Here is a 23,870-nt window from a genome sequence, read left to right as displayed (position 1 = left end):
TGCGAAACGGGAAGTAGCAACGCAAAATTGGAGGATGTTGGGCGGCGAAATGAGCTGCTGGGGGAGTTTTTAGGGCGTTTGATTATCCTACATTCTCCGTAATCGTCTGATAACGAACCAAAATGTCATTTTTCTTTGATAACTTATTGAATGTTGAAGGGTCTACATACCATATTTATAAGTCATGAAAATTTATCAGAGGAAAAGCACCGTGGTCGTCACCGCGATAAACGCAATAAACAGCAGCACCATCACTGCTATCGCAAAGGTCGTGGAGTCCTGGACGTAGGTTTTTTCTTCCCCCTTCATTGGGCCGACAAGCATGATCCAGATGAAGATAAAGGTCACTGAGGCAATCACGACTGAAACGAAAAACAAACTTTCTCTCAATTCATAACCTCAACGAGAACCTTTCGGGCGCTGTGTGGGGACGTACTACGGTGAAAATATCTTGAAACGGAAGTGATTACACCAGACCAATAAATCACAAGAATTTATCAGTCTGGTCATCAATATGCGGAGTGTTACGCCACGTTACGGGCGTGCCCGGCAAGAACGGCCAGCGCTTCACCGTTTTCGATAGTGATGTATTTACCCTTAACGGCCAGCATCCCGCTTTTCTGGAAACGACCCAGCAGACGGCTGATGGTTTCCACGGTCAGACCCAGGTAGTTGCCTATATCGCCACGCGTCATCGTCAGACGGAATTCACGCGGCGAGAAGCCACGCTCGGCGAAGCGGCGGGAGAGGTTGTAGATAAACGCGGCCAGGCGCTCTTCGGCATTCTTTTTAGAAAGCAGCAGGATCATGTCCTGATCGCCTTTGATCTCACCGCTCATCAGACGCATCATCTGCTGACGCAGGTTAGGCATCTTGCCGGACAGATCGTCCAGGGTTTCAAACGGAATTTCGCAAACCATCGAGGTTTCGAGTGCCTGAGCAAAGCTCGGGTGGTGGCCCGTACCGATGGCATCAAAGCCTACCAGGTCACCCGCCAGATGGAAGCCGGTGATCTGCTCATCGCCCTGTTCGGTGATGGTGTAGCTCTTGATGGTGCCAGAACGGATAGCATAGAGCGATTTCAGTTCGTCTCCCGCTTTAAACAGCGTCTGCCCTTTCTGAATAGGCTTCTTACGCTCGATAATATTATCAAGCTGATCGAGTTCATGCTCATTCAGGGTAAACGGGATACAGAGCTGGCTGATGCTGCAATCCTGGCAATGGATAGCACAACCGCCAGACTGAATGCGTCGTATAATTCGCTTTTCCGGGATCATAGGTTTGCTCAAGCCTTAATTGATATTGGTCAATTTTAACATCTTTTTGGTAAGTACGTAAGCCTGACAAACCCTCAATAAGGACAAGAGACGACAATGCGTCGCCATCTTCTTGAAATTCCACAGCTTGATTATGGATTTTTAGCCTAACCGGTAGAAAATTAAGCACAAAAAGCCTGGGAACTAGAGCAAGAGATACCCTTCGTGACGCAGCAACCACTCTTTTCGCTGCACGCCACCGGCATAGCCTGTCATGGTACCGTTGCGGCCAATGACGCGATGGCAGGGCACCACGATGCTGACCGGGTTAGAGCCGTTAGCGGCACCCACCGCGCGTGCAGCGCCTGCGCGACCTAACTGCTCCGCGAGCTGGCCGTAATGCATGACCTGCCCGCAGGGAATCGACCGCAGCGCCTGCCACACTTCGCGCTGAAAAGGCGTGCCAGCCGTGGCGGTCGGCAGAGTATCAATGATGCTGAGATCGCCTTCGAAGTACGCCGCAAGCTTGTCGCTCAGCCCACCCGGGTTGGTGGCGCTGATACGTTCATAACCCTGCAAGCGGTAATGAATATTGAGCAGCTCTTCCATGCGGTCGCTGTGCTCTTCCCACTCAACGGCGCGCAGGCAAAACTGCTCGTCCGCGATCACCCACAGCGGCCCAAGCGGCGTCGCAATCTTATCTTCGAGTAATCTCAGCATCCTCATTCCTTTAGTTCAGCCTCGGGTATATTCCCGGCCCAATCGGCAGGCCGACAAGATACCACGCCACCAGCATCACCAGCCATACCCCTAAAAAGATAAGCGGGTAGGGTAAAACCAGCGAATAGTAGGTACCCAGTTTGGCCTCGGGTTTATAGCGCTGGAGGAAGCCTAAAAACAGCGGAACAAACGGCGAGACCGGCGCCAGCGGTATCACCGAGGAGTCCGCGATACGGAACAGGATCTGGGCAAACGCCGGGTGAAAACCCAGCATCATAAACATCGGCACGAAGATCGGGGCCAGAATCGACCAGATGGCGGAGCCGCTGGCGATAAACATGCACAGCAGGGATGACAGCAGCGCCAGGCCGACAAACGCCGGTACGCCGCTTAGCCCGGCAGCCTCCAGCGCGTCGGTCAGGCCCACGGCCATAAACTTGCCCATGTTGCTCCAGTTAAACATCGCCACAAACTGGGCCAGCGGGAACACCATCACGATAAAGCCCGCCATCTCTTTCATCGGCTCGATCATCAGCTGCGGCAGATCGCCCTGGCGGCGGATTTTACCGGTGGCGATACCGTAGGCGAGCGAGACGACAAAGAAAAACAGAATAATCAGCGGCACGATGCCCTGAATAAACGGCGAAGGCAGGACCGTATGTTTAACCGGATCGCGCAATATGCCGTTTTCCGGCACCACCATCAGCGCCACCAGCGCGATAAAGGCCAGCGAGACCACGCCCGCCACGCGCAGGCCAAAGCGCTGCGTTTCGCTCAGCGTCTCCAGCTTTTCATCACTGCGGCCTTCCCATTTGCCCAGGCGCGGCTCGACGATCTTATCGGTAATCAGCCCGCCGACAATCGTCAGGACAATGACCGAGCTTGCCATAAAGTACCAGTTGTCGATCACGCTGACGTGCATGGCCGCATCAATGGTTTTCGCCGCCTCCGTACTGATGCCCGAGAGCAGCACGTCGGTGGTGACGATCAGCAGATTGGCGGTGAATCCACAGCCCACGCCCGCAATCGCCGACAGCAGGCCCGCCACGGGGTGGCGCCCGACGGCGAGGAAGATCAGCGCCCCCATCGGCGGCATGATCACCAGCGCGGCGTCGGAGGAGATATGGCTGAAGAAGGCGATAAACAGCACCATATAGCTCGCGTAGCGCGCGCTGACGTGGGAAGCCATTTTCACCATTAACGCGGGCAGCAAGCCCACGCGTTCCGCCAGCCCGGCGCCCAGCACTAGCGCCAGAATGGCGCCCAGCGGGGCGAAACCGCTGAAGTTCTTAATCACGTTGGGTAAAAACCAGTGCAGCCCCTCAACGCTGAGCAGGTTTTTCACCGCCACCAGGCTGCCGTCGGCCGGGCTGCGCACGCTGACGTCAAAGGCGGAGAGCACGGCGGTGGCGACCATCAAAATCACAATCAGATAGATAAACAGCAGGAAAGGGTGCGGCACTTTATTGCCGATCCTTTCAACCCAGCCATAGAGCTTACCGGATGGGGAATGCGAAGGTATGGATGACATACTCATGGGCGTTCCTCGGGAGTGTTGTTGTGTTGTGTTGTGTTTTTTTATTTTAAAGGTGACGGTGTCACGCCCCGTGGGATCGGACACGCGTACGGTTTTTCTTGTATTTGCTGTTCAAACTCTTCACGGCATTTTTTCAGCAGCGATGCGTCCTGCAGCAGATTGAGCGCGGTTGCGCCCATCACTTTTCCGGCCAGCAGCATGCCTTTGTGGGCAATAGAGGTTCGCCCCTGAGACACCAGCTGCCAGGTGTGCAGCGGCGTGCCGACGGTAAAGCAGGGGCTGAAGCACTGGGCCACCGGCATTTTCCAGCTGACGTCGCCCACGTCGGTTGAACCCGCCAGCACGTTGTCGGTGACGGCGTAAGGCGCGACTTCATCTACCAGCAGCGTCGCCTGATGACGACGGGCAAAGGCTTTACCCGCGTCGCCACCCGTGGCGGCAATATTTTTCAGGCTGTTTTGTAGATCGTTGGGCGTCAGCGTGGCGCGGATCTCGCGGGCAAACTTTCGCTCTTCTTCGGTCCACTGCGGCGTGCCGTAGTGCTGCAGGGCGCGATACATCGCCGCCTCGAGCGTGCGGTTCGGCAGGTAGCTTGAGCAGGCTTTATCAAAGCGACACTCGACGGTGGTTTCGGTCATCATCGCCGCGCCCTGGGCAATTTTCTCGATGCGTTCGTAGATCTGCTGCGCATCGGCCATCTCCGGGGCGCGGATCAGGTACAGCACTTCGGCCTGCGCCTGTACCACGTTGGGGGAAATCCCGCCGGTGTCGGTGATGGCGTAATGGACGCGCGCTTTCTCAATGATGTGTTCGTTGAGGAAGTTGGTGCCGGTGGTCATCAGCGTCACGGCGTCCAGAGCGCTGCGTCCCAAATGGGGGGAGTTGGCCGCGTGCGCCGCCACGCCGTGAAAACGCCAGGCGGCCTGAATATTCGCCAGCGTGCTGACGTTAAACATCCCGGCAAAGGCTTCCGGGTGCCAGGTGACGGCGGCATCGACGTCATCAAATAGCCCTTCGCGCACCATAAAGGTTTTCCCGGAGCCGCCTTCCTCACCGGGACAGCCGTAAAAACGTACCGTTCCGCTGCCGCCGTGCTGCTCCAGCCAGCTTTTCACCGCCACAGCGCCCGCAAGCGCCGCGGTGCCTAAGAGGTTATGCCCGCAGCCGTGGCCGTTAGCCCCCGGCGTGGCGGTTTGCGCGGTCGCGCAGTGTGCCTGCTGGCTTAACCCGGCCAGCGCGTCGTACTCGCCCAGCAGGGCGATAACCGGTTTTCCGCTGCCGAAGCTGGCGATAAAGGCATTTGGAATACCGCCTGCCTCGCGGGTCAGCGTGAAGCCTTCTGCTTCCAGCTCGCTGGCCAGCCGTTCGGCGGACCAAACCTCTTCAAAGCGGGTTTCGGGGCGATCCCAGATCGCGTCGGCAATATCGGTTAACGTCCGACATCGCGTATCGATCGCATCGGCAATAAAAGCGTAGTTCTCCTGCATTACACACCTCGCGTCCACGGGAAATTAAGCGCAGTTCGCGCCAGCGTTTCGATGGCGACAGGCATCACCTGCTCATCGAAGTCGAATTTTTCGTTGTGATGCCCGGCGCTCAAATCCGTGCCAAACACCATATAGGACGCCATGCCGCCGTTCTGCTGCACGCGGGCCATCATCAGCGTGGCGTCTTCGGAGCCCGCTGGCGCTTTCACCTTATCGATGGCGTGAACAACCCCGGAAACCCGGCTCGCCTGTTCGCGCAGATAATCCACCCACGCCGATGTCGGCGCGCTGGAGGTGGCAGCCCCCATCAGGCGCATCTCCGCGCTCACGCCGTAGAGCGCCGCCGCGCCGGTAATCACCGCCTTCGCGCGTTCAAAGACGTACTGATTAATCGCTTCGCTTTCGCCGCGGGTTTCAACCTTAATCAGCGCATTCGCGGGGACCACGTTGCGCCCGCTGCCCGCCTGCATCACCCCGACGTTCACCCGGGATGCGCCGTCGCTGTGCGGGGCGATGCTGTGCAGGGCGAGGGCGGCCTGCGCGGCGGCGAGCAGGGCGTTACGACCGTCCTCCGGCTTACCGCCCGCGTGCGCGGCCACGCCGGTGAAGCTCACGTCGAACTTGGTGGTGGCCATAAAGTTATCGCTGCCGCAGATTACCGTCCCGGCAGGTACGCCGGTGCCAATGTGAATGGCCGTGAAATAGTCCACGTCATCCAGCGCCCCGGCAGCAACCATGGCGCGCGCGCCGCGCGTTCCTTCTTCGGCAGGCTGGAAGATCAGCTTAATGGTGCCGTTGAGCCGGGCTTCATTCTGCTTAAGCACCTGGGCCAGTCCCAGACCAATCGTGGTGTGGCCGTCGTGCGCGCAGGCGTGCATCATTCCCGGATTGCAGGAGGCAAACCCGTCGCGGAACGGGCGATGGCTGTCGTCAAGCGCTTCGCTTAAATCAAGGGCGTCCATGTCGACGCGAAACGCCAGGGTTGGGCCCGGGCGGCCGGTGTTCAGGGTGGCGACAATGCCGGTAAACCCGCCTTCAAACGGCGCCAGCCATTTTTCAGGCGCGCCCTGCGCCCGCGCGCGGGCAAACTCATGAGCCAGGGTTGTGTCATCGGGTAACCCCATCCGGCTTTCGGCATCGACCACGTCGCGGCCCATCGCCAGTGCGTAACCCAGCGAGTCCAGTATTTCCGCGACTTTCGCGGCGGTACGAAACTCTACCCAGCCGGATTCCGCAAAATGGTGAAAATCGCGACGCCACGCGCTCAGCTGCGGCGTTAACGTCTGGATGTACTGCGCCAGTGTGTCCATATCTGTTCCTGTCATCATTAAAATATGTGAACTGCTTCACGCTGTGATAGTTTTTACTTATCACTAACCGATTTTTCACAGTTTTAACCGTTCAGGAATTACCCTCGCACATCCCTTTCCATTAAAGTAGATGACAGTTTCTTTACTCTGATAAACAACGGTTATCGGTCGGGCTATGACATTCCAGATTAAATTTCATCAAATCCGGGCGTTTGTTGAGGTTGCGCGTCAGGGCAGCATTCGCGGTGCCAGCAGGACGCTGAATCTTTCGCAACCGGCGCTGACCAAATCCATCAAAGAGCTGGAGGAGGGCATGGCGGCGCAGCTTTTCGTGCGCAGGAGTAAGGGCGTCGCGTTGACCGAATGCGGTGAGGGCTTTTACCAGCGCGCCCGGTTGATTCTGGAAGAGCTGCGTGCCGCGCAGGATGACATCCGTCAGCGGCAGGGTGAGCTGGCCGGGCAGATCAACATCGGAATGGGAGCCAGCGTTTCGCGCACGCTTATGCCCGCCGTTATCACACGCTTCCATGCGCAGCATCCGCAGGTCAAGGTGCGGATAATGGAAGGGCAGCTGGTGTCGATGATCAATGAATTACGCCAGGGCGAGCTGGACTTCACCATTAACACCTATTATCAGGGACCTTACGACCAGGAATTTACGTTTGAAAAACTCTTCGAGAAGCCGTTTGCGGTATTTTGTCGCGAAGGGCATCCGGCAACGGGGGCAACGTCGATTAATGAACTTCTGCATTATAACTGGACAATGCCGACGCCGCGGGGAAGTTATTATAAGCAGTTAGAAGAGGTATTTAGCCATCGCTCGCAAATACCGCGAATTGGTGTGGTCTGCGAAACATTTTCTTCCTGTATTAGCCTGGTCGCGCAAAGTGATTTTTTAAGCATATTGCCGCAGGAGTTAGGCTGTGACCCGCTTCTGGCGCACCGCCTGGTCATGCTGCCGGTTGTCGAATCGCTTCCCAAAGCAGCATATTATTTAATTCAGCGCCGTGATTCACGTCAGACGCCCCTTGCTGAATCATTAATTACGCAATTCAGGAGAGAAGCGAGAAAAATAATCGTGGCGTGAAAGTGAGATAATAAAAAAACAGGATCTGCCCGACATCAGACAGATCCTCCAGTACACACAGCAGTGCGTCCTTTCGCCAATCCTGAGTATTATATCCATGAAGCAGGTATATTTAGGTATAACACCTTTTTAGCAAAATGGAAGGGTATTGAGTGCTTGATTTTACGAAAATTTAACACAAATCACTTATTTCATTCTTGCTGAAATTTTAGTTAAGTCATATTTAACTTTATTTTATAAATACTATATATATTCATCAGGTTAATATTTGTTGCGCACGACGCCCGTAACGGTGATTGAGGCCTGTCTCAGGCGCAGGTATAGTACCGTCCTCAGTTGTAGCCGGAGGATATCCATGAACCCTGACGACAAATCCTTTTTTCTTGACGCCATGGAAGATGTCCAGCCGCTGAAGCGTGGCCCGGATATTCACTGGCAGCCCAGCCGCAATACGCGGACGCGCCAGGAGGTGGATAGTGAACAGCTGGATAACTTCCTGACGCTGGATTTTCTTGACCTACTTCCCCTGGAAGAGCCGCTGGCGTTCCAGCGCGAAGGGGTACAGCAGGGCGTTATTGATAAGCTGCACTCGGGTAAATATGCCCGCCAGGCCAGCTTAAACCTCCTGCGTCAGCCTGCCGAACGCTGCCGTCAGATGCTCTATTCTTTTATTCGCCAGGCCGGACGAGACGGGTTACGCAATCTGATTATCATTCACGGGAAAGGGCGCGAGCAAAACTCGCATCCCAATGTGGTGCGCAGCTATCTGGCGCGCTGGTTAACCGAATTTGAGGAAGTGCAGGCCTTCTGCGTGGCGCTGCCGCATCACGGCGGCAGCGGGGCATGTTACGTTTCACTGCGTAAATCCGGTGAAGCAAAACAGGATAACTGGGAGCGGCACGCCAAGCGCAGCCGCTAGCGGGCGATATTCTCGCCCGCCTGAAACTCAGAAGGTTTCCCAGTTGCTGTCGGTGGAGGCGTTTGCGGTTGCCGGGCGCAACAGCTGGGGCGTTTTCACGCTGGCCGGGCGCGGGGCTACCGTTTTTTCTTTGCCGTTCAGACGAAACGCGGCCACCGCCTGGCGCAGCTGCTCGGACTGATCTTCCAGCGCCGCCGCCGCCGTGGCGGATTCCTGCACCAGCGCGGCGTTTTGCTGCGTCACGCTGTCCATCTGCGAAACGGCCAGGCTCACCTGCTCAATGCCGCGGCTCTGCTCGTCAGAGGCAGAGGAAATCTCGCCCATAATATCGGTCACGCGGGTGACGGCGGCGACAATTTCCTTCATGGTGGAGCCCGCCTCGCTGACCTGCTCAGAACCGGTATTCACCCGGCTGACGGAGTTCTCGATAAGCCCTTTGATCTCTTTCGCCGCCTGCGCGCTGCGGCTCGCCAGGGTACGGACTTCACCTGCAACGACCGCAAAACCACGGCCCTGTTCCCCGGCGCGTGCCGCTTCCACCGCGGCGTTTAGCGCCAGAATGTTCGTCTGGAACGCGATGCTGTCGATCACGCTCGTAATATGCGCAATTTGCTGCGAACTGTCGGCGATTTCGTTCATGGTGCGAACCACGTTATCCACGACGTGACCGCCGCGCGCGGCCGTTTCAGAGGCGTTTTTCGCCAGCAGCGTGGCCTGACGGGCGTTATCGGAGTTCTGCTTAACCGTCGCGGTCAGCTCTTCCATGCTGGCAGCGGTCTCTTCGAGCGAGGCGGCCTGCTGTTCGGTGCGGGCGGAAAGATCGTTGCTCCCTGCGGCAATTTCGCCTGCGCCGGTGTAGATGGAATCGGTACTTCCGCGTACGGCGCTGACGGTGGTCACCAGCGACTGCTGCATCTCATGCAGGCCGGCGGCCAGCTGACCCATCTCGTTGCGGCCAGAGATTGCGATCTCCTGCGTCAGGTCGCCCCCTGCAATGGCGCGAATATGGTTCATAATGGAGTGGAGTGGTTTTAACAGCAGGTGCTGTAACCCCTGCCAGATGACCACCAGAACCGCGATAACGGCCAGCAGAATTGCCGCCAGTGTCCACTGCATCTGCGTGAAGCTGCTCTGGTTCTCTTCGGTTGCCGCCTTCAGCAGGGTATTGTTTTCGGCGCGCCAGCGGTTATAGACCGCTTCCATCTCGTCCTGTGCCTGCTGGGCGTCCAGATCGCCATAGGCCTGATAGTTGTCGGCGCGCAGATACTCAATTGATAAACGCATGACTTCATGCATCTGGTTCCAGGATTTCTGCATCTCGTCGGTCAATGCCGCCTCCTGGCCCTTAACCTGCGGCAGTTTCTGCCACTCTTTGTTATAGGCTTCGGCTTTTGCCAGCGAGTCGCCTGCGGTGCCCAGCAGTTTATTGATCGCCGCAAGGGAAGCCGGGTCACGCTGGTTTTTCAGGTAGCGGATCGCCACGCGGGTGACGGTGACGCGCGTTTTCACCAGCGTGTTCACGCTGTCGCTCAGGCTTTCCTGCTGGGCGTTGAGCACGCCGGAATTCTGGAAGTTATGGCGATCGTTGCTGACGGCAGAGTAGAACAACCCTCCCGTGACAACTTGCAGCAGACAGAATATGGTGAGGGCAAAGATAATTCCGGTAATCACGTGCAGATTTTTCAGCATAGCGGTCGTCCGTTAGAAAGGATGCAGAGGTACACCAATACTATCGTCGTATAGAATTTAAACTTTAATTTAACTCGCGCTTAACTAAGGGCTCCGGTGAGGAACCTGTTGTAAATCCGGATCATTTTTATGAGGAAGGTCAACATGAGCAGCATTGATAAAAGCGGGACGTACGCGCTCGGGACGCGGACGGTTAATCGGCTGGGCTACGGTGCGATGCAGCTCGCCGGGCCGGGCGTCTTTGGCCCACCGAAGGATAAGCAGGCCGCGCTGGACGTGCTGCGCGAAGCGGTGACGGCGGGGGTGAACCATATTGATACCAGTGATTTTTATGGTCCTCATATCACCAACCAGCTGATCCGCGAGGCGCTTCATCCTTACCGGGACGATCTGACGATCGTCACCAAGATTGGTGCCCGTCGCAACGACAAAGGCGCCTGGCTGCCGGCCTTTTCCGCACAGGAACTGACGCAGGCGGTGCATGACAACCTGCGTAATCTGCAGCTGGACGTGCTGGACGTGGTGAATCTGCGGATCATGTTTAGCGCACACGGGCCTGCGGAAGGGTCGATTGCTGAACCGCTCTCCACCCTGGCAGAATTACAGCAGCAGGGGCTGGTGCGGCATATTGGCCTGAGCAACGTCACGGCCACCCAGGTTGCAGAAGCGCAGAAGATGGTGCCGGTGGTGTGCGTGCAGAACATGTACAACATTGTGAACCGGGGTGACGACGCGCTGGTGGATCTGCTCGCGCAGCAGGGGATTGCGTATGTGCCGTTCTTCCCACTGGGAGGCTTTACGCCGCTGCAATCTTCCGGGCTGAAGGCTGTCGCGGATTCACTGGGCGTCACGGCAATGCAGGTTGCGCTGGCATGGCTGCTGCAGCGTTCTTCGAATATTCTGCTGATCCCGGGCACCTCTTCCGTGGCGCATCTGCGGCAAAACCTCGCGGCGGGGGAACTGCAGCTGCCGCCTGACGCGCTGGAAACATTGAATACGCTGATGGACTGATCGTCACAGGCGCAAAGCCCGACATGCGCTTCCGGGCTTTGCGCGTTTTAAATCTTCTGACACTTCAACGCGTTTGGGTTCGCTTCCGGAAATGGCCTTGATCCTTGTCCATAATCCGTAATACTGTATTTATATACAGTATTCGGCGAGAAAGGCATTATGGACACTCTCTTTTCTTATCAACCAAAACAAATCATTGAATTACCTTTATTTTTAGAACGTGTTGCCTGTGGGTTCCCCAGCCCGGCACAGGATTATGTGGAGGATCGTCTCGATCTTAACCGGCTGGCAGTAAGGCACCCCAGTGCGACCTATTTTATCAAGGTGAGTGGAGACTCCATGATTGGCGCGGGGATCGGCGATGGCGATCTGCTGGTGGTTGACCGCTCGTTAAATGCCGAACACGGAGATATCGTCGTGGCGTCGGTCGCCGGTGAGTTTACGGTGAAGGAGCTACAGACGCGCCCGGTTCTGAGACTGTTGCCACATAATGTCTGCTATCAGCCGATTACCTTTCAGTCCGAAGAGGAGCTGCAGATCTTCGGCGTCGTCACCCACACGCTTAAAACGCATAAACATGTTCGCGCTGGTTGATGTGAACAGCTTCTACGCCTCCTGCGAGCGGGTATTCCGCCCCGATCTGGAGGGGAAGCCCATCGTGGTGGTTTCCAATAACGACGGCTGCATTATTTCACTGTCGCGGGAGGCAAAGCAGTTCGACATAAAAATGGGGGAGCCGTATTTTAAATTCAAAGAAAAGCCATATCCGTCAAAAGTTTACGTCTTTAGCTCGAACTATGCGCTGTATGCCGATCTCAGCAGTCGGGTAATGCAGACGCTGACCGATCTCGCCCCGGCAATAGAGATTTACTCCATTGATGAGGCGTTCGTGAACGTTTCAGGGGTCAGTCACTGCCTGTCACTGGAAGCGTTTGGTCACCAGATGCGCTCGCAGGTCTTTAAAAATACGGGCTTAACCGTTGGCGTCGGTATTGCCCCGACCAAAACGCTGGCGAAGCTGGCCAACTATGCGGCGAAACGGTGGTCCGGCACCGGCGGCGTGGTCGATCTCTCAGGCCGCGAGCGCCAGCGTAAACTGCTGGAAAAGGTTCCGGTAGAGGAGGTGTGGGGGGTAGGCCGACGCATCACGAAAAAGCTCAACGCGATGGGGATCACCACGGCGCTGGAGCTGGCGGAGGCCTCCTCGTGGGTCATTCGCAAACATTTTAACGTGGTGCTGGAGCGTACGGCCCGCGAGCTTCGCGGTGAGCCCTGCCTTGACCTGGAGGAGTTCACCCCCACGAAGCAGCAAATTATCTGTAGCCGTTCGTTTGGACACCGTATTACGCAGTACGAGGAAATGCACCAGGCGATTTGCGCCTACGCGGAACGCGCCGCAGAGAAACTGCGCGGCGAGCATCAATACTGTCGTTTTATCAGCGTGTTTGTGCGCACCAGCCCGCATGCGGACAACGAAATTTATTACGGCAATCAGGCTTCGGTCACCCTGATGACGCCCACCAATGACTCGCGCGATATCATCCGCGCCGCCACGGAAGCGCTGGGGCGGATATGGCTCGACGGGTATCGCTATATGAAGGCCGGGGTCATGCTGGCGGACTTTTTCAGCAGCGGCGTCGCCCAGCTTAACCTGTTTGACGATAATCGCCTGCGCGCCAACAGCGCGGCGCTGATGGAAACGATCGACAGCCTGAATCATTCCGGCAAAGGGAAGATATGGTTTGCCGGGCAGGGTATTGAGAAACCGTGGGCGATGAAGCGGGAAATGTTGTCACCGGCCTATACAACGCGGTACGCCGATTTGCCGGTGGCGAGGTAGAGTATCGTTGCGTTATTTCTTTTGAATCAACCAGGTTGCCGCAGCCGCCAGCACGCCGATCAGCGGCATTTCGCCCGCACCGGCCAGGAAGTTATGACGATCGATCTCACTATTTTTACGGATATCGGCAAGGCGAGTAAGCGCCTCTTTTTCATCCGCGGCGCCGATCTCCTCGAACTGTTTTTCGAACCCCTGGGCGATGAGCTGTTCAGCCGCATCGGTGTTTGCGCTTTCGAGTGCTATGAGGTTTGGGCCTTTTTGGAAAAAACAGTACTCCGGCATAAGTGCTCCAGAAAAAGGGGATACGGTAAAAATACTCTATTCCTGGCGGTTGAAAAATGCACGTAATTTAAGGGGGGAATCATCAGCATTTCTTTAGTATTTCAGGCAGTAACTGCTCAATCATGCTGACGACCTTTCTGACGCGCTGCGGAATAAAGCGGGCATCAGGATAAACGGCATAGAGGAAGCGATCGGGTAACCGCCAGTTGGGCAGCACCGGTACCAGCGTGCCCGCCTGCAGCGCCCTGGCCACGAGCGGTCGCTGCATGCCGCCGATACCCATGCCGGATTCCAGCGCCTGCAGCAGCGCGTCGCTGGTGTTGGCACGGAAAACGGTATTCACGTTGACCTCGACCGTTTCCTCGTCAGAAATCAGGCGCAGGGGGGCATCCAGTGGAATGCCGCTGAACCGTACGTGTGGGAGCGTCGCCAGCGCGCTGACGGCGTGTACCGCCTGAAAATCGGGAGCGGCAAACAGCGCCGCCTCAATACGCCCCAGCACGCGAGCCGCATGCGCCTGCGGAGGCTCGCTGCCCAGCCGTATCGCGATATCCACGCCCTCCGTCACCAGATCGGCAAGGCGGTCATCGAGAGAAATCATCAGCTGCAGTTCGGGATGCAGGCGCTGCTGCGCCAGCAGATGCGGTAAAAAGATCTGGCCCAGGCCGCTCGGTAACTGGACATGGACGCGTCCCTGAACGCTATGATCGGCAGGATGTAAACGCCTCTCCGCTTCCCCCATGGCGTCCAGCACAAGCTGCATATCACGCCGGTAACGTTCACCCTGTTCGGTCAGCTTCATCGTACGCGTCGTTCGGTGCAGCAATACCACACCAAGCGCTTCCTCAAGCGCCGCGATCTGTTGACTGACGGCGGACTGCTTAATCCCGGTCTGACGGGCGGCCGCTGAGAACGAGCCTGCTTCAGCGACGCGTAGAAAGGTAGAAATGGCGGTGAGCTTGTTATTCATTTAATGATTCTGCTTATAAGTGCCATCGATTTCAGGGAGTATTTGCAGAAAAAATAATATATCACACTGTGGCTGTCACCCTTTACGGAAAAACACCATGAGTAAGAGGCAGCAACACAACGTCGCCCTGGTCGCGGGCGCCAGCGGCATTGTCGGCAAGCAGCTGGTCAACACGCTCCTGAACCATCAGTGGGAGGTGATTGGCCTCAGCCGTCATGCCGGGTCGCATCCTGACGGCATTCCGATGGTCAAGGTCGATTTACTGGATGAACAGGACAGCGCCCGGGCGCTGCGCTCCCTGAACGGTGTCACCCACATCTTTTACAGCGCCTGGGCGAACGCGGCGAACTGGACGGACATGGTTGAGCCGAACGTCACCATGCTGCGCAATCTGGTCAGCACCCTCGAAACAGCGGCACCTTTGCAGACGATAAGCCTGATGCAGGGGTACAAGGTCTACGGCGCGCATCTGGGGCCGTTTAAAACCCCGGCGCGGGAAAGCGATCCCGGCGTGCCGGGGGCCGAGTTTAACGCCGCACAGCTCACGTGGCTCAGCCAGTTTCAGCGGGGAAAACGCTGGCACTGGAATGCCATCAGGCCGGGCGTGGTGGGGAGCGCGGTGCCGGGCAATGCCATGAACCTTGCGCTGAGCATCACCCTGTACGCCTCCCTGTGCAAGGCGTTGGGCTTACCGCTGCGTTTTCCCGGTTCAGAACAGACCTGGCACAGCATTGTGGATCATACCGACGCCGGGCTGCTGGCCGAGGCCACGCTGTGGGCCGCCGCGTCGCCTGCGGCACAGAATCAGGCCTTCAACGTAAACAATGGCGATATCTGGCGCTGGAGCGAGCTGTGGCCGCGCATCGCACGCTGGTTTGAACTGGACTCTGCGCCGCCGGTGAGGCTGTCATTTCATCAGCTGTTTAACGACTATCGCGGCGTATGGCGCGAACTTGCCGAAGAGCGGCTGGTGGAAGCGGATATTCTGCAGCTGAGCGACGGGCGGTTTGCCGATTTTGTCTTTAGCTGGGATTACGACATGTTCGGTGACGGGAGCAAGCTGCGCAGGGCGGGTTTTACGCAAATGCAGGCGACCGATGAGATGTTTTTCCGCCTGTTTGCGCAGCTGAGAGCCGCGCGGATTATTCCCTGAGAACACAGGGCGTCCTGATAACCGTCAGGACGCCTGGGGCTTACTCAACCGCTAACATATTGACGATCTCGGCCACGCTTTTCACGCTGTGGATGTTCCCAATCCCCGTGCCGAGCGCAATATAGCCTTCATCGGTGTTATCTTCCAGCATGCCCAGGCGCAGGCCCCGTAATCCTCCCATCGCCTTGCCCAGCGCTTCGTTGCTTGCGCCTGCTTTATCCATCGCCGCCAGTTTTTCCGCCAGCTTGCCGGGTAGAGAGCGGTAGTAATGGGGCACGGTCCGGAAAAGCAGCAGGTCCAGGCCGTTGGCGGCAACAATTTTCTCTTTGACTCCCTGCGGCACGCGACTTTCTTCGCTGCTGATAAAGACCGAACCGGCAAACACGCCTTCAGCGCCTAACGCATGCGCCGCTCTGGCGGTGCGATTATCGGTAATGCCGCCCGCGGCCATCACCGGGATATGCTTCACGGCATCGGCAATCAGCGGCACGATGGAAAAGGTGCCAAGCACCGTTGCGGGTAGCGTCCCGCCCTCGTCAAAACCGGTGGCGACAATAATGTCTGCCCCTATTTCTTCTGCGAGACGGGTGTTTTCCGGCGTTGGGTTGATGTCGCGGTAGACAATGGCGATACCTGCCTCTTTTAACTCATTGAACAGCGAGGGAATAATGCTGCCTTCCCCATAGCCCGTATACACCACGACCCTGACGCCTTCCTCTTTTACCACCTTAAGAATAGGCCCTGTCCAGACGTCATTAACGGCGGTAGGGATCAGGTTCACACCAAACGGTTTTTCGGTCAGCCGTTTGGTTTTTCGTATTTCTTCACGCATTTTTTCGGCGGTCTCTTCCGGCGTGGAAACCGCGGTATCGGCGGTTAACCCAGCGTTGGGCCCCAGCACGCCGAGCCCTCCGGCATTGCTGACCGCAGCGACCAGGCGGGCGTCAGTAAGCCAGGACAATGGTCCCTGAATAACAGGTTTTTCGATACCCAGGATCTGACAAATACGGTTATTTTTCATAGCAGACTCTCCCTTACGTTTGAATGGGGAAGAGTGTAGGGCGCAGTATTGTTAGGAAAAATAGCCAAAAATATTCATCACTGTTATAAAATTAATAACAATCACCTTATCCTGCTCGCGGCAAAAACATCCCTTATGCAAATAAACCTCTTTGAATCTATTCGAATTTTTATTGAAATTGTCGAGTCAGGCAGTCTTACCCAGGCGGCGGAGAATCTGCAGGTCCATCGCCCGGCGGTCACCAAAGCGCTGCAGCTTCTTGAGCAACACAGCGGCACGCGGCTCCTGCAGCGCACCACGCGTCGGATTAGCCTGACGCCGGATGGAGAAGCCTTTTATCGCCGGAGTAAACCCCTGCTGGCGCAGGCGGACGAATTACTGGAGTCGTTTGGTACGGATCGGGCAATACATGGCCAGCTGAGAGTCGATATGCCGGTCTCGTTTGCAACGCTGCGGGTGATACCCAATCTGCCTGATTTTTATCGTCAGCATCCCGGGATCGACATCATTCTGAGCAGCTCTGACCGCCGTCGGGATATGCTGCGGGATGGACTGGACTGCGTGCTGCGGGTGGGTGAGCTGGAGGACGGCGATTATATTGCGCGTAAAATCGGGAACATCAAAATCACGACCTGCGCCAGCCCGGCCTGGCTGGCAAAACACGGTACGCCAGAAACGCCGGATGATTTACGCAAGCATCAGGCCATCAACTGGATTAATAACCGCAGCAGACACATTCATCCGTGGACGTTTACCACGCCAGAAGGCATCGCGGAGATTACCCTGCCCGGTAAGCTTGTCGTGGATAACTCCGAGGCCTACATCGCGGCAGGCCTGGCCGGGCTGGGGTTAATGCAGGGGATGAATCTTTTTCTCCAGCCTTACATAGACCGCGGTCTTCTGGTTGAAGTCTTGCCAGGCTATCGCTCGCCGGACCGCAAGCTGTCACTGCTCTATCCACACCGTCACCTCTCCCGCAAGGTGCGGGTTTTTACCGAGTGGCTGGAGAGTCTTGTGTGAAAACGGCCAGCTCGTGGCACAGCGCACCAATTTGTTCCACGGCGTTCAGCAGGCGGGGCGTGGGTTCGTTTGCGCAGTTCAGCCGCAGAAAGTGCGTTAACTCTGCGGCAGGTGAAAACAAGGGGCCAGGGCTGACGCCAATACCCAGCGCCAGCGCGCGACGGTGCACCTCCAGCGCGTTGACCCGCTGAGGCAGTTCAACCCACAGCAGGAAACCGGCAGCGGGCACGTTAACGCGTGTACCGGGTGGAAAGCTCGCCTTGACCTGCGCCACGACGGCGCGAACGCCCTCTGCGATTCGGCGCTTCAGCCGCCGCAGATGGCGATCGTAGTCGCCGCTCGCCAGAACGTCGCTCGTCGCCGCTTCCAGCAGCGGCGCACCGGCCCAGTCTCCGGCCATGCGGGCCTGCAAGACCTGTGGGTAATAGCGTCCGGCGGCAATCCAGCCGATTCGCCACCCGGGCGCAAGCGTTTTAGACAGGGAGCTGCAGTAGATCACATTTCCGTTCTGGTCGAATGCCTTGCAGGCCGGAGGGCGTTGCCCCTCGCCGACCAGGTCACCGTAAACGTCGTCCTCAATCAGAGGAATACCGGCTTCTTCAAGCAGAGAAACCAGTTCCTGCTTGCGCGCGACGGGCATGCTGGCACCCAACGGGTTTTGCACGGTGGGCGAGGCCAGAACGGCCGCGGGGCGGTGGCAGCGGATGGCGTCCGCCAGCGGTTCCAGCAGCAGGCCTTCTGCAGGGTCGGTGGTGACCGCTAAGGCCTTCAGGCCTAAATCCTCCAGCAGCAGGAGCGTACCAAAGTAGGCGGGCTGCTCAATCGCCACCACATCTCCCGGCTGGCATACGGCCCGCAGGGCCAGGCGGAGCGCCTGCGTCGCGCCTGCGGTAATAATGAGATCGTCCGCGCTGAAACGGGCTCCCCACTGCGCAGAGCGCGCGGCAATTTTACTTCGCAAATCCCGCCTTCCCGGAGGCAGGCTGTAGCTCTGTCCATGCGCGTCCAGACGACGGCCCGCAGAGTGTAACGCCCGCTGGAGCGCATCTCCCGGCAGCCACGCGGGATCGGGCAGGGCGGCGCCCAGCGGGATCAGCCGGGCTTCTGCACTGCTGAACAGCGACCGGGCCACGGCGGACATCGTGACGGGGACCGGGCCGGGTGAGGAACGCGCGGGCTCCACGCGCGGAGGGAGGCTGGTCTGGCGGATGTAATAGCCTGAACGCGGACGCGCAACGATCAGCCCTTCAGCCTCAAGGCAGCGAAGGGCCTCCAGCGCCGTCGGGAGGCTAACGCGCTCGCGTTCGGCCAGTTTGCGCGCGGAGATCATCCTGTCACCGGCGCGCAGCGCGCCGGACGTAATGGTAAGACGCAGCATAACCGCAATACGGCGATAGTGAGGAGAGGAGTGGTACGGCGCAGACATGGATAACTGTTCAGGCTAATTTTCGATGAAACTGACTATACAGCCAATGATGTGTGCCATCTATAGTGTCCGGCATGTTCAGGACAAGGAGGCAGTATGCACAGCGATAATTTTAACATCTCTACCTATTTCAAGCGCATAAACTACACCGGACCGGCGGCTGCCGATACGGCCACCCTGCATGCGCTGATGCGCCATCAGCTCTTTTCCGTTCCCTTTGAGAATCTGGACGTGCAGGCGGGCAAAATTGTCTCGCTGGCGCCAGACGAGATTGCCGATAAGGTGTTAAAGAAAGGGCGCGGCGGCTACTGCTATGAGGTTAACGGGCTTTTTGCGATGGCGCTGGAGGCGTTAGGGATACCTTACCGCTTCGTGGCGGCGCGCCCGATGTTCTACCCCGCGCGGCGGCCGAAAACCCATATGGCGCTCATCGCCGAGGTGGAGAGCCGCCAGTGGCTTTGCGATCTCGGGTTCGGCAGCTACGGCATCCGCGCGCCAATGGCGCTGGACACGCTTGACGTGGAAATCACCCAGGATTTCGACACGTTTCGCCTGAGCCGCAGCGCGGAGGGAGAGTATTTGCTTGAGGCGAAGGTTGAGGGAGAGTGGGCCCGGCAGTACGGCTTTGATCTCACCCCTCAGGAATGGATTGACTTCGTTCCGGCCAACTACCTTAACTCCACGCACCCGGATGCCATCTTTGTGCAGAAGCGGGTGGTGGTGCAGCACAGCCCGGAGGGACGCCAGATTTTACTGGGCGATATGCTGAAAACCATTACGGCGAACGGCACTGAAACGCGGAAACTGGCGGAGGATGAAATCCGCCATGTCCTGAAAGACCGTTTTGCGCTAACCGCTGCGTAATCTGCCGGTGAACGGTAGGGCCTCAGCGCGGTCCGTCTTCTGCGGCTTTGCGCTGAGCCCCCAACTGTAACAGCAGGCTAAACGACGCGGGTAACACGGTCAGCGTCACCAGCGTCGCAGCCAGCAGCCCGCCGATGATGGCATAGGCCATTGGGCCCCAGAAGACCTGGTGAGAGATGGGGATCATCCCCAGAATGGCGGCACAGGCGGTCAGACAGATGGGTCTGGCCCTGTGCTCCGCGGCAGCCATAATCGCGGCATCATTTGCCATCCCCTGAGCAAGATTGCTATCGACCTCGCTAATCAATATTACCGCGTTACGCACGATCATCCCCGCCAGGGCGATAACGCCCAGCAGCGCAACAAACCCCATCGGCGTTCCGCCAGGCAGCATAGCCAGCACGATCCCTGGTAAACCAAACGGTGCCATCAGAAGCGCCAGCAGCATCCGGGAGTATCTCCGCAGCTGGAGCATCAGAAGCAAAAGCATGATGACCAGCGTCACCGGAAGAACGGTAAAGACGGAGCTGTTCCCCTTATCCGATTCGGCGACCGCGCCGCCTTCTTCAATGCTGTAACCTGCGGGCAGGCTCGCGCGCAGTTTATCCACCGTCGGACGCAGCGCGGCGGATACCGCTTCAGCCTTCAGCCCCGGGGCGAGATCGGTTTGCACCGTGATAAAGGGCACGCGCTGGCGGCGCCAGATGACCGGATCGTCCACGCCCCAGACCGGCGTCGCGACGGCGCTGAGCGGAATTTTTTTACCGTCATTCCCCTGAATCGTGAGCGAGGAGAGGGTGGCGGTGCTGTGGCGCGCGCTGTCCTCGGCCCGCAGCACCACGTCGACAGGGCGGTCATTATCCCTGACCGAGGTGACGACGCTGCCGGACCAGACGGTATTCAGCGTGCGGGCGAGGCTTTCGGACGATATTCCCGCCGCCCTGGCCGCCGTCTGATTCACCTTAAGGGTGATGACCCTTTCAGGCTCTCCGGCCGTCTGGTTAACGTCGCGTGAGAACGAAGACCGGCCAATCGCGTCCGTGAGACGGTTCGCAAACGCCCGGACCTGCAGATAATCCGGCCCGCTCACCCGGTATTTGATGGGCCAGCCGACGGGAGGCCCCAGCTCAAGGGGCGACACGCGGGTGATGATGTCGCTAAACTGCGTCGCCAGGATCGTGTTGAGCTGTGCGTGCAGACGATCCCGCGCCGCAAGATCCTTCGCGACCACAACCATCTGGGCGATGTTTTCATTTTCCAGCAGCACGTCCATCGGCAGGTAAAAACGGATGGCGCCTGAGCCAACGTACGTCGAAAAGCGATCGATATTGCTGTTGTCGGCCAGCGCTTTTTCCAGCTTTTCCACCTCTCTGAGCGTTTCCGGCTGCGACGCGTTGGCCGGAAGCGTCAGGCTGACCAGCAGCTCGGGCCGGTCCGAGGCGGGGAAAAACTCGCCCTGCATAAACGTCGTGCCGTACGCTGACAGCCCCAGCGCGGAAAGGGCGAGCAGCACGGTAGCGACTCGGTGACGCAATGCCAGGCGTAAAAGCCGTCCGTACCCGCGCGCGATCCTTCCGGGTTCTGCCGCGTGATGTCTGACTGTTTCCGGCAGCAGCCACGTGCCGGTCAACGGCGAAAACAGGATCGCGACAACCCAGGAGCAGAGCAGGGCAATGAGCACCACCGCAAAGAGGGAAAAACAGTATTCACCGGCGCTGGAGGCCGCAAAACCAACGGGAATAAAACCGGCAATCATTACCAGAGTCCCGGTGAGCATCGGGAAGGCCGTCGTTTTGAATGCATGGGTGGCCGCGTGCCGACGGGAATCCCCCGCTTCCAGCCGGGAGACCATCGTTTCGACGGCGATCATGGCGTCATCCACCAGCAGGCCCAGGGCGATGATCAGCGCCCCGAGCGAGATACGCTGAAGGCCAATACCTGCAAGCATCATGCCGGCAAACGTCATGGCGAGCACCAGCGGAATGGCCGTCGCCACCACCAGTCCGGCCCGTAAACCCAGCGAGACAAATGAAACCGCCAGCACGATAACAACGGCTTCGATAAGCACCCGGATAAACCCGCTTACCGCGTCACTCACCACCGCGGACTGATCGGCGACTTTCACCATCTCGATACCGTGCGGCAGCCCGGCGCTGAGGGCCGCCATTTTTGCGTTCAGCGCAGCGCCGAAACGAAGCATGTTGCCTGTTGGTGCCATCGACACCGCCAGCCCGATAGCCGGCTTGCCGTTCACCCGGTAGGCCGGAGCCGGTGGCTCGGCGATTTCGCGGGTGACGGTGGCAATATCGGTCAGCGGAATATAGCGATTGTTAACGTGCAGCGTGACGGCGCGTAAGCTCTCTTCGGTGGTGAGCGCTCCGCTGACCTTTATCGCCATGTTCTCCTGCCCGGTTCGCATAACGCCAGCCGGGACAACCGCGTTTTGCGCCCGGAGGACGTCAGCAACTTCCTGAATATCGAGCCCCATACCGGCCAGGCGTGCCGGAGAAAAGGCGAGAACCCACTGCTCCTGCTGTTCGCCCAGCAGGGTGGTCTTACCCATATCCGGCAGGGACATGAGCTCGCGACGTATTGTCTCTACGCGATCCCGCACCTCCCGCAGGGTAAAACCGTCGGGAATAAAGGCATAAATAGTGCCGAACGTGTCGTCAAACTCGTCGTCCACGGCAGGCCCCTGCACCCCGTCAGGCAGGGACGGCGCGATGTCCTGCATTTTTTTGCGAACCTGATACCAGATATCGGGCACGCGTTGCGGGGGCGTATCGTCACGGAGGTTGACGTGGATAACGGTGCGCCCGGCACGGGTTTCACTTTCGAGATAGTCCAGCCAGGGCGTTTCCTGCAGCTTTTTTTCAAGCGTATCGGTCAGCAGGCGGGTGGTATCCGTCACGGAGGCTCCCGGCCACTGCGCGGAGACGACGGCCGTTTTAATGGTGAACGCCGGATCTTCATTACGCGGCAGCTTCTCATAGCAGAACACGCCCATCGCAAGCACCAGCAGCATGAAAAAGCTGACCATCTGCTGGTTCTTAAGCGCCCAGGCGGAGAGGTTAAATTTGGCTTCCGCTCCGGTACTCATGGCTGAACCTCCCCTGGCACCACCGGCTCGCCGGATCGTAATGTGCTCACGCCCGCCGTAATCACCCTGTCGCCGGGCTCAAGGCCGGAGGCAATCATGACGGAGGTGGCCGTATAGCTCGCGGGCACTACCGCGCGCAGCTGCGCCCGCGACTGTGAAGCGATCACAAAAACGGCCGGTTTGTCGCCGACGCGGGTCAGCGCCGACGCGGGAAGGGTGTACCCGTGCGGGGATGACGATGGCAACGTAACGGTGACGCTGGCGCCCAGCGCCATAGCCTCCGGCGGGTTTTGCAGGGTGGCTCTGACGCGCCACGTGCGGGTCTGAGGATCGGCCTGCGGGGTAATATCCCGCAGTACGGCAGAGGCCTGTACCGACGGGTCGCTGAGGAGGGAAACCCGCAAAACCGCCTTATCCAGAGGTGGGATCGCATCGGGCGTGGCAATATCAAACGCCACGTCGCGATCTTCTCCGGTCGCCAGCGTCAGCACGGACTGGCCGTCGCTGACAACCTGCCCCGCAGAGGCGCTCACGGCCGTGATGACGCCCGCTTGTGGCGCGATCAGGCGCGTCCAGCCGAGGCTTTCGCGAGCATTTCGCCACGCGGCCTCGCTGCTTTTTAAGCGCGCGCGGGCGACAAGCCAGTCAGCCCGGGCGCTGTCGAGCTGCGTGCGGGCTATCGCACCCGTTGGCATAAGCTTTTGCATGCGACTGACGTTAATCGCGGCGACCTGGGCAGAGGCTTTGGCGCTTTCATAATCGGCCTCAGCGCTGTCGAGCTGGTTTTTCCCGGTCGTATTATCAAGCGTGGCCAGTAGCTGTCCGGCAGTGATCCGGTCGCCAATATCAACGCTGCGCGTCAGTATCCGGCCTCCGGTACGAAAGCTCAGGGTCGTTTCATCGTGGGCATGGATCTCACCGGTTCTTTCCAGCGCGGGAAGGGTTTGGGCGGGGCCAACGACGACGTAGCGTACCTTACGCACTGGGTCAGGTTTGTTTTCGTGTTTATCACCGCAGCCGGTCAGCGGAAAAATCGCCAGCGCAAGCAGGGCCAGGGGAAGAAAATGCAGCCAGGAAAGGGTGCGCGCCACGCCGTACAAATGATGCAGGCAGTGGCGGAGGGAGAGAAAAAATTCGTCTGACATAACGCCGCTCCATAAAGGGAATGGCGTTATTAA

At 58.3% G+C, this 23,870-nt stretch carries 21 protein-coding genes; 8 read left to right on the top strand and 13 right to left on the bottom strand.

Features of this window, described 5'->3' with window-relative positions:
* Nucleotides 1–195 precede the first annotated feature (195 nt).
* The 6 genes from UR504_RS02120 to UR504_RS02095 all read right to left on the bottom strand — a co-directional run bounded on the left by UR504_RS02120 (nucleotide 196) and on the right by UR504_RS02095 (nucleotide 6,310).
* On the bottom strand, nucleotides 196–378 hold the full coding sequence (locus UR504_RS02120) for a hypothetical protein (protein ID WP_014883604.1): 183 nt from the start codon (nucleotides 376–378) through the stop codon (nucleotides 196–198).
* A gap of 146 nt (nucleotides 379–524) precedes the next feature.
* Nucleotides 525–1,277, bottom strand: a complete 753-nt coding sequence (gene fnr, locus UR504_RS02115) for a fumarate/nitrate reduction transcriptional regulator Fnr (protein ID WP_006174991.1) — start codon at nucleotides 1,275–1,277, stop codon at nucleotides 525–527.
* Nucleotides 1,278–1,460: 183 nt separating this feature from the next.
* The gene (gene ogt, locus UR504_RS02110) at nucleotides 1,461–1,976 is read right to left on the bottom strand and encodes a methylated-DNA--[protein]-cysteine S-methyltransferase (protein ID WP_115874888.1); all 516 of its coding nucleotides are present in this window, start codon (nucleotides 1,974–1,976) and stop codon (nucleotides 1,461–1,463) included.
* A gap of 10 nt (nucleotides 1,977–1,986) precedes the next feature.
* Nucleotides 1,987–3,513: a p-aminobenzoyl-glutamate transporter gene (gene abgT, locus UR504_RS02105; protein ID WP_223582000.1), complete on the bottom strand. Its 1,527-nt coding sequence runs from the start codon at nucleotides 3,511–3,513 to the stop codon at nucleotides 1,987–1,989.
* A gap of 41 nt (nucleotides 3,514–3,554) precedes the next feature.
* Nucleotides 3,555–5,000 carry a M20 family metallopeptidase gene (locus UR504_RS02100; RefSeq protein ID WP_320739283.1) on the bottom strand — a complete coding sequence of 482 codons (1,446 nt, stop codon included), beginning with the start codon at nucleotides 4,998–5,000 and terminating at the stop codon, nucleotides 3,555–3,557.
* Complete coding sequence (locus tag UR504_RS02095) at nucleotides 5,000–6,310, bottom strand: M20 family metallo-hydrolase (RefSeq protein WP_320739282.1); 1,311 nt, start codon at nucleotides 6,308–6,310, stop codon at nucleotides 5,000–5,002. The genes UR504_RS02100 and UR504_RS02095 overlap by 1 nt, the downstream gene beginning before the upstream one ends.
* A gap of 175 nt (nucleotides 6,311–6,485) precedes the next feature.
* Between UR504_RS02095 and UR504_RS02090 the strand changes: the two genes are divergently transcribed.
* Nucleotides 6,486–7,397 (top strand): LysR family transcriptional regulator, encoded by a 912-nt coding sequence (locus UR504_RS02090; protein ID WP_111965698.1) that lies wholly within the window; start codon nucleotides 6,486–6,488, stop codon nucleotides 7,395–7,397.
* Nucleotides 7,398–7,752: 355 nt separating this feature from the next.
* Entirely contained in the window at nucleotides 7,753–8,316 is a 564-nt protein-coding gene (gene smrA / locus UR504_RS02085) for a DNA endonuclease SmrA (RefSeq protein ID WP_320739281.1), read from the top strand.
* 27 nt (nucleotides 8,317–8,343) lie between these two features.
* Here the strand turns inward: smrA and tcp are convergent, their stop codons facing one another.
* A complete protein-coding gene (tcp, locus tag UR504_RS02080; protein ID WP_320739280.1) occupies nucleotides 8,344–10,005 on the bottom strand; it encodes a methyl-accepting chemotaxis citrate transducer in 1,662 nt (553 codons plus the stop codon).
* 144 nt (nucleotides 10,006–10,149) lie between these two features.
* Between tcp and UR504_RS02075 the strand changes: the two genes are divergently transcribed.
* The 3 genes from UR504_RS02075 to umuC all read left to right on the top strand — a co-directional run bounded on the left by UR504_RS02075 (nucleotide 10,150) and on the right by umuC (nucleotide 12,856).
* Entirely contained in the window at nucleotides 10,150–11,016 is an 867-nt protein-coding gene (locus tag UR504_RS02075) for an aldo/keto reductase family oxidoreductase (RefSeq protein WP_274242976.1), read from the top strand.
* A 159-nt stretch (nucleotides 11,017–11,175) separates the two neighbouring features.
* Nucleotides 11,176–11,610, top strand: a complete 435-nt coding sequence (gene umuD / locus UR504_RS02070; protein WP_115874894.1) for a translesion error-prone DNA polymerase V autoproteolytic subunit — start codon at nucleotides 11,176–11,178, stop codon at nucleotides 11,608–11,610.
* A complete protein-coding gene (gene umuC, locus UR504_RS02065) occupies nucleotides 11,594–12,856 on the top strand; it encodes a translesion error-prone DNA polymerase V subunit UmuC (protein WP_320739277.1) in 1,263 nt (420 codons plus the stop codon). The genes umuD and umuC overlap by 17 nt, the downstream gene beginning before the upstream one ends.
* A 12-nt stretch (nucleotides 12,857–12,868) precedes the next feature.
* Here the strand turns inward: umuC and UR504_RS02060 are convergent, their stop codons facing one another.
* Together UR504_RS02060 and UR504_RS02055 are read right to left on the bottom strand one after the other, a co-directional pair.
* Nucleotides 12,869–13,138: a hypothetical protein gene (locus UR504_RS02060; protein WP_274242979.1), complete on the bottom strand. Its 270-nt coding sequence runs from the start codon at nucleotides 13,136–13,138 to the stop codon at nucleotides 12,869–12,871.
* Between the two features lie 82 nt (nucleotides 13,139–13,220).
* Nucleotides 13,221–14,108 (bottom strand): LysR family transcriptional regulator, encoded by an 888-nt coding sequence (locus UR504_RS02055; protein ID WP_274242981.1) that lies wholly within the window; start codon nucleotides 14,106–14,108, stop codon nucleotides 13,221–13,223.
* 97 nt (nucleotides 14,109–14,205) lie between these two features.
* Here UR504_RS02055 and UR504_RS02050 point away from each other — a divergent pair, with 97 nt between their 5' ends.
* On the top strand, nucleotides 14,206–15,261 hold the full coding sequence (locus tag UR504_RS02050; RefSeq protein ID WP_320739276.1) for an SDR family oxidoreductase: 1,056 nt from the start codon (nucleotides 14,206–14,208) through the stop codon (nucleotides 15,259–15,261).
* A 40-nt stretch (nucleotides 15,262–15,301) separates the two neighbouring features.
* Here UR504_RS02050 and UR504_RS02045 read toward each other — a convergent pair whose 3' ends face one another.
* On the bottom strand, nucleotides 15,302–16,282 hold the full coding sequence (locus UR504_RS02045; protein ID WP_320739275.1) for a nitronate monooxygenase: 981 nt from the start codon (nucleotides 16,280–16,282) through the stop codon (nucleotides 15,302–15,304).
* Between the two features lie 135 nt (nucleotides 16,283–16,417).
* Here UR504_RS02045 and UR504_RS02040 point away from each other — a divergent pair, with 135 nt between their 5' ends.
* Nucleotides 16,418–17,302: a LysR family transcriptional regulator gene (locus UR504_RS02040; RefSeq protein ID WP_115876059.1), complete on the top strand. Its 885-nt coding sequence runs from the start codon at nucleotides 16,418–16,420 to the stop codon at nucleotides 17,300–17,302.
* Here the strand turns inward: UR504_RS02040 and UR504_RS02035 are convergent.
* Nucleotides 17,274–18,728, bottom strand: a complete 1,455-nt coding sequence (locus UR504_RS02035; protein WP_320739273.1) for a PLP-dependent aminotransferase family protein — start codon at nucleotides 18,726–18,728, stop codon at nucleotides 17,274–17,276. The two genes, UR504_RS02040 and UR504_RS02035, sit on opposite strands and share 29 nt — an antisense overlap.
* A 96-nt stretch (nucleotides 18,729–18,824) precedes the next feature.
* On the opposite strand from UR504_RS02035, the gene UR504_RS02030 reads away from it, so the two are divergent.
* Nucleotides 18,825–19,592 carry an arylamine N-acetyltransferase family protein gene (locus tag UR504_RS02030; RefSeq protein ID WP_111965710.1) on the top strand — a complete coding sequence of 256 codons (768 nt, stop codon included), beginning with the start codon at nucleotides 18,825–18,827 and terminating at the stop codon, nucleotides 19,590–19,592.
* Nucleotides 19,593–19,614: 22 nt separating this feature from the next.
* Here the strand turns inward: UR504_RS02030 and UR504_RS02025 are convergent, their stop codons facing one another.
* Together UR504_RS02025 and UR504_RS02020 are read right to left on the bottom strand one after the other, a co-directional pair.
* A complete protein-coding gene (locus UR504_RS02025; RefSeq protein WP_320739272.1) occupies nucleotides 19,615–22,692 on the bottom strand; it encodes an efflux RND transporter permease subunit in 3,078 nt (1,025 codons plus the stop codon).
* On the bottom strand, nucleotides 22,689–23,837 hold the full coding sequence (locus UR504_RS02020; RefSeq protein WP_320739271.1) for an efflux RND transporter periplasmic adaptor subunit: 1,149 nt from the start codon (nucleotides 23,835–23,837) through the stop codon (nucleotides 22,689–22,691). The genes UR504_RS02025 and UR504_RS02020 overlap by 4 nt, the downstream gene beginning before the upstream one ends.
* Nucleotides 23,838–23,870 lie beyond the last annotated feature (33 nt).

It is taken from the genome of Enterobacter sp. 241F3 (assembly GCF_034106785.1).
GTDB classification, from domain to species: domain Bacteria; phylum Pseudomonadota; class Gammaproteobacteria; order Enterobacterales; family Enterobacteriaceae; genus Enterobacter; species Enterobacter vonholyi.
Note: the sequence above shows the minus strand (reverse complement) of the source record. Positions and strands in the feature narration are given on the sequence as shown.

Coding starts and splice junctions, on each gene's coding strand:
- fnr (WP_006174991.1), bottom strand. CDS start 1,277: ATGATCCCGGAAAAGCGAATTATACGACGCATTCAGTCTGGCGGTTGT.
- ogt (WP_115874888.1), bottom strand. CDS start 1,976: ATGCTGAGATTACTCGAAGATAAGATTGCGACGCCGCTTGGGCCGCTG.
- abgT (WP_223582000.1), bottom strand. CDS start 3,513: ATGAGTATGTCATCCATACCTTCGCATTCCCCATCCGGTAAGCTCTAT.
- UR504_RS02100 (WP_320739283.1), bottom strand. CDS start 5,000: ATGCAGGAGAACTACGCTTTTATTGCCGATGCGATCGATACGCGATGT.
- UR504_RS02095 (WP_320739282.1), bottom strand. CDS start 6,310: ATGGACACACTGGCGCAGTACATCCAGACGTTAACGCCGCAGCTGAGC.
- UR504_RS02090 (WP_111965698.1), top strand. CDS start 6,486: ATGACATTCCAGATTAAATTTCATCAAATCCGGGCGTTTGTTGAGGTT.
- smrA (WP_320739281.1), top strand. CDS start 7,753: ATGAACCCTGACGACAAATCCTTTTTTCTTGACGCCATGGAAGATGTC.
- tcp (WP_320739280.1), bottom strand. CDS start 10,005: ATGCTGAAAAATCTGCACGTGATTACCGGAATTATCTTTGCCCTCACC.
- UR504_RS02075 (WP_274242976.1), top strand. CDS start 10,150: ATGAGCAGCATTGATAAAAGCGGGACGTACGCGCTCGGGACGCGGACG.
- umuD (WP_115874894.1), top strand. CDS start 11,176: ATGGACACTCTCTTTTCTTATCAACCAAAACAAATCATTGAATTACCT.
- umuC (WP_320739277.1), top strand. CDS start 11,594: ATGTTCGCGCTGGTTGATGTGAACAGCTTCTACGCCTCCTGCGAGCGG.
- UR504_RS02060 (WP_274242979.1), bottom strand. CDS start 13,138: ATGCCGGAGTACTGTTTTTTCCAAAAAGGCCCAAACCTCATAGCACTC.
- UR504_RS02055 (WP_274242981.1), bottom strand. CDS start 14,108: ATGAATAACAAGCTCACCGCCATTTCTACCTTTCTACGCGTCGCTGAA.
- UR504_RS02050 (WP_320739276.1), top strand. CDS start 14,206: ATGAGTAAGAGGCAGCAACACAACGTCGCCCTGGTCGCGGGCGCCAGC.
- UR504_RS02045 (WP_320739275.1), bottom strand. CDS start 16,282: ATGAAAAATAACCGTATTTGTCAGATCCTGGGTATCGAAAAACCTGTT.
- UR504_RS02040 (WP_115876059.1), top strand. CDS start 16,418: ATGCAAATAAACCTCTTTGAATCTATTCGAATTTTTATTGAAATTGTC.
- UR504_RS02035 (WP_320739273.1), bottom strand. CDS start 18,728: ATGTCTGCGCCGTACCACTCCTCTCCTCACTATCGCCGTATTGCGGTT.
- UR504_RS02030 (WP_111965710.1), top strand. CDS start 18,825: ATGCACAGCGATAATTTTAACATCTCTACCTATTTCAAGCGCATAAAC.
- UR504_RS02025 (WP_320739272.1), bottom strand. CDS start 22,692: ATGAGTACCGGAGCGGAAGCCAAATTTAACCTCTCCGCCTGGGCGCTT.
- UR504_RS02020 (WP_320739271.1), bottom strand. CDS start 23,837: ATGTCAGACGAATTTTTTCTCTCCCTCCGCCACTGCCTGCATCATTTG.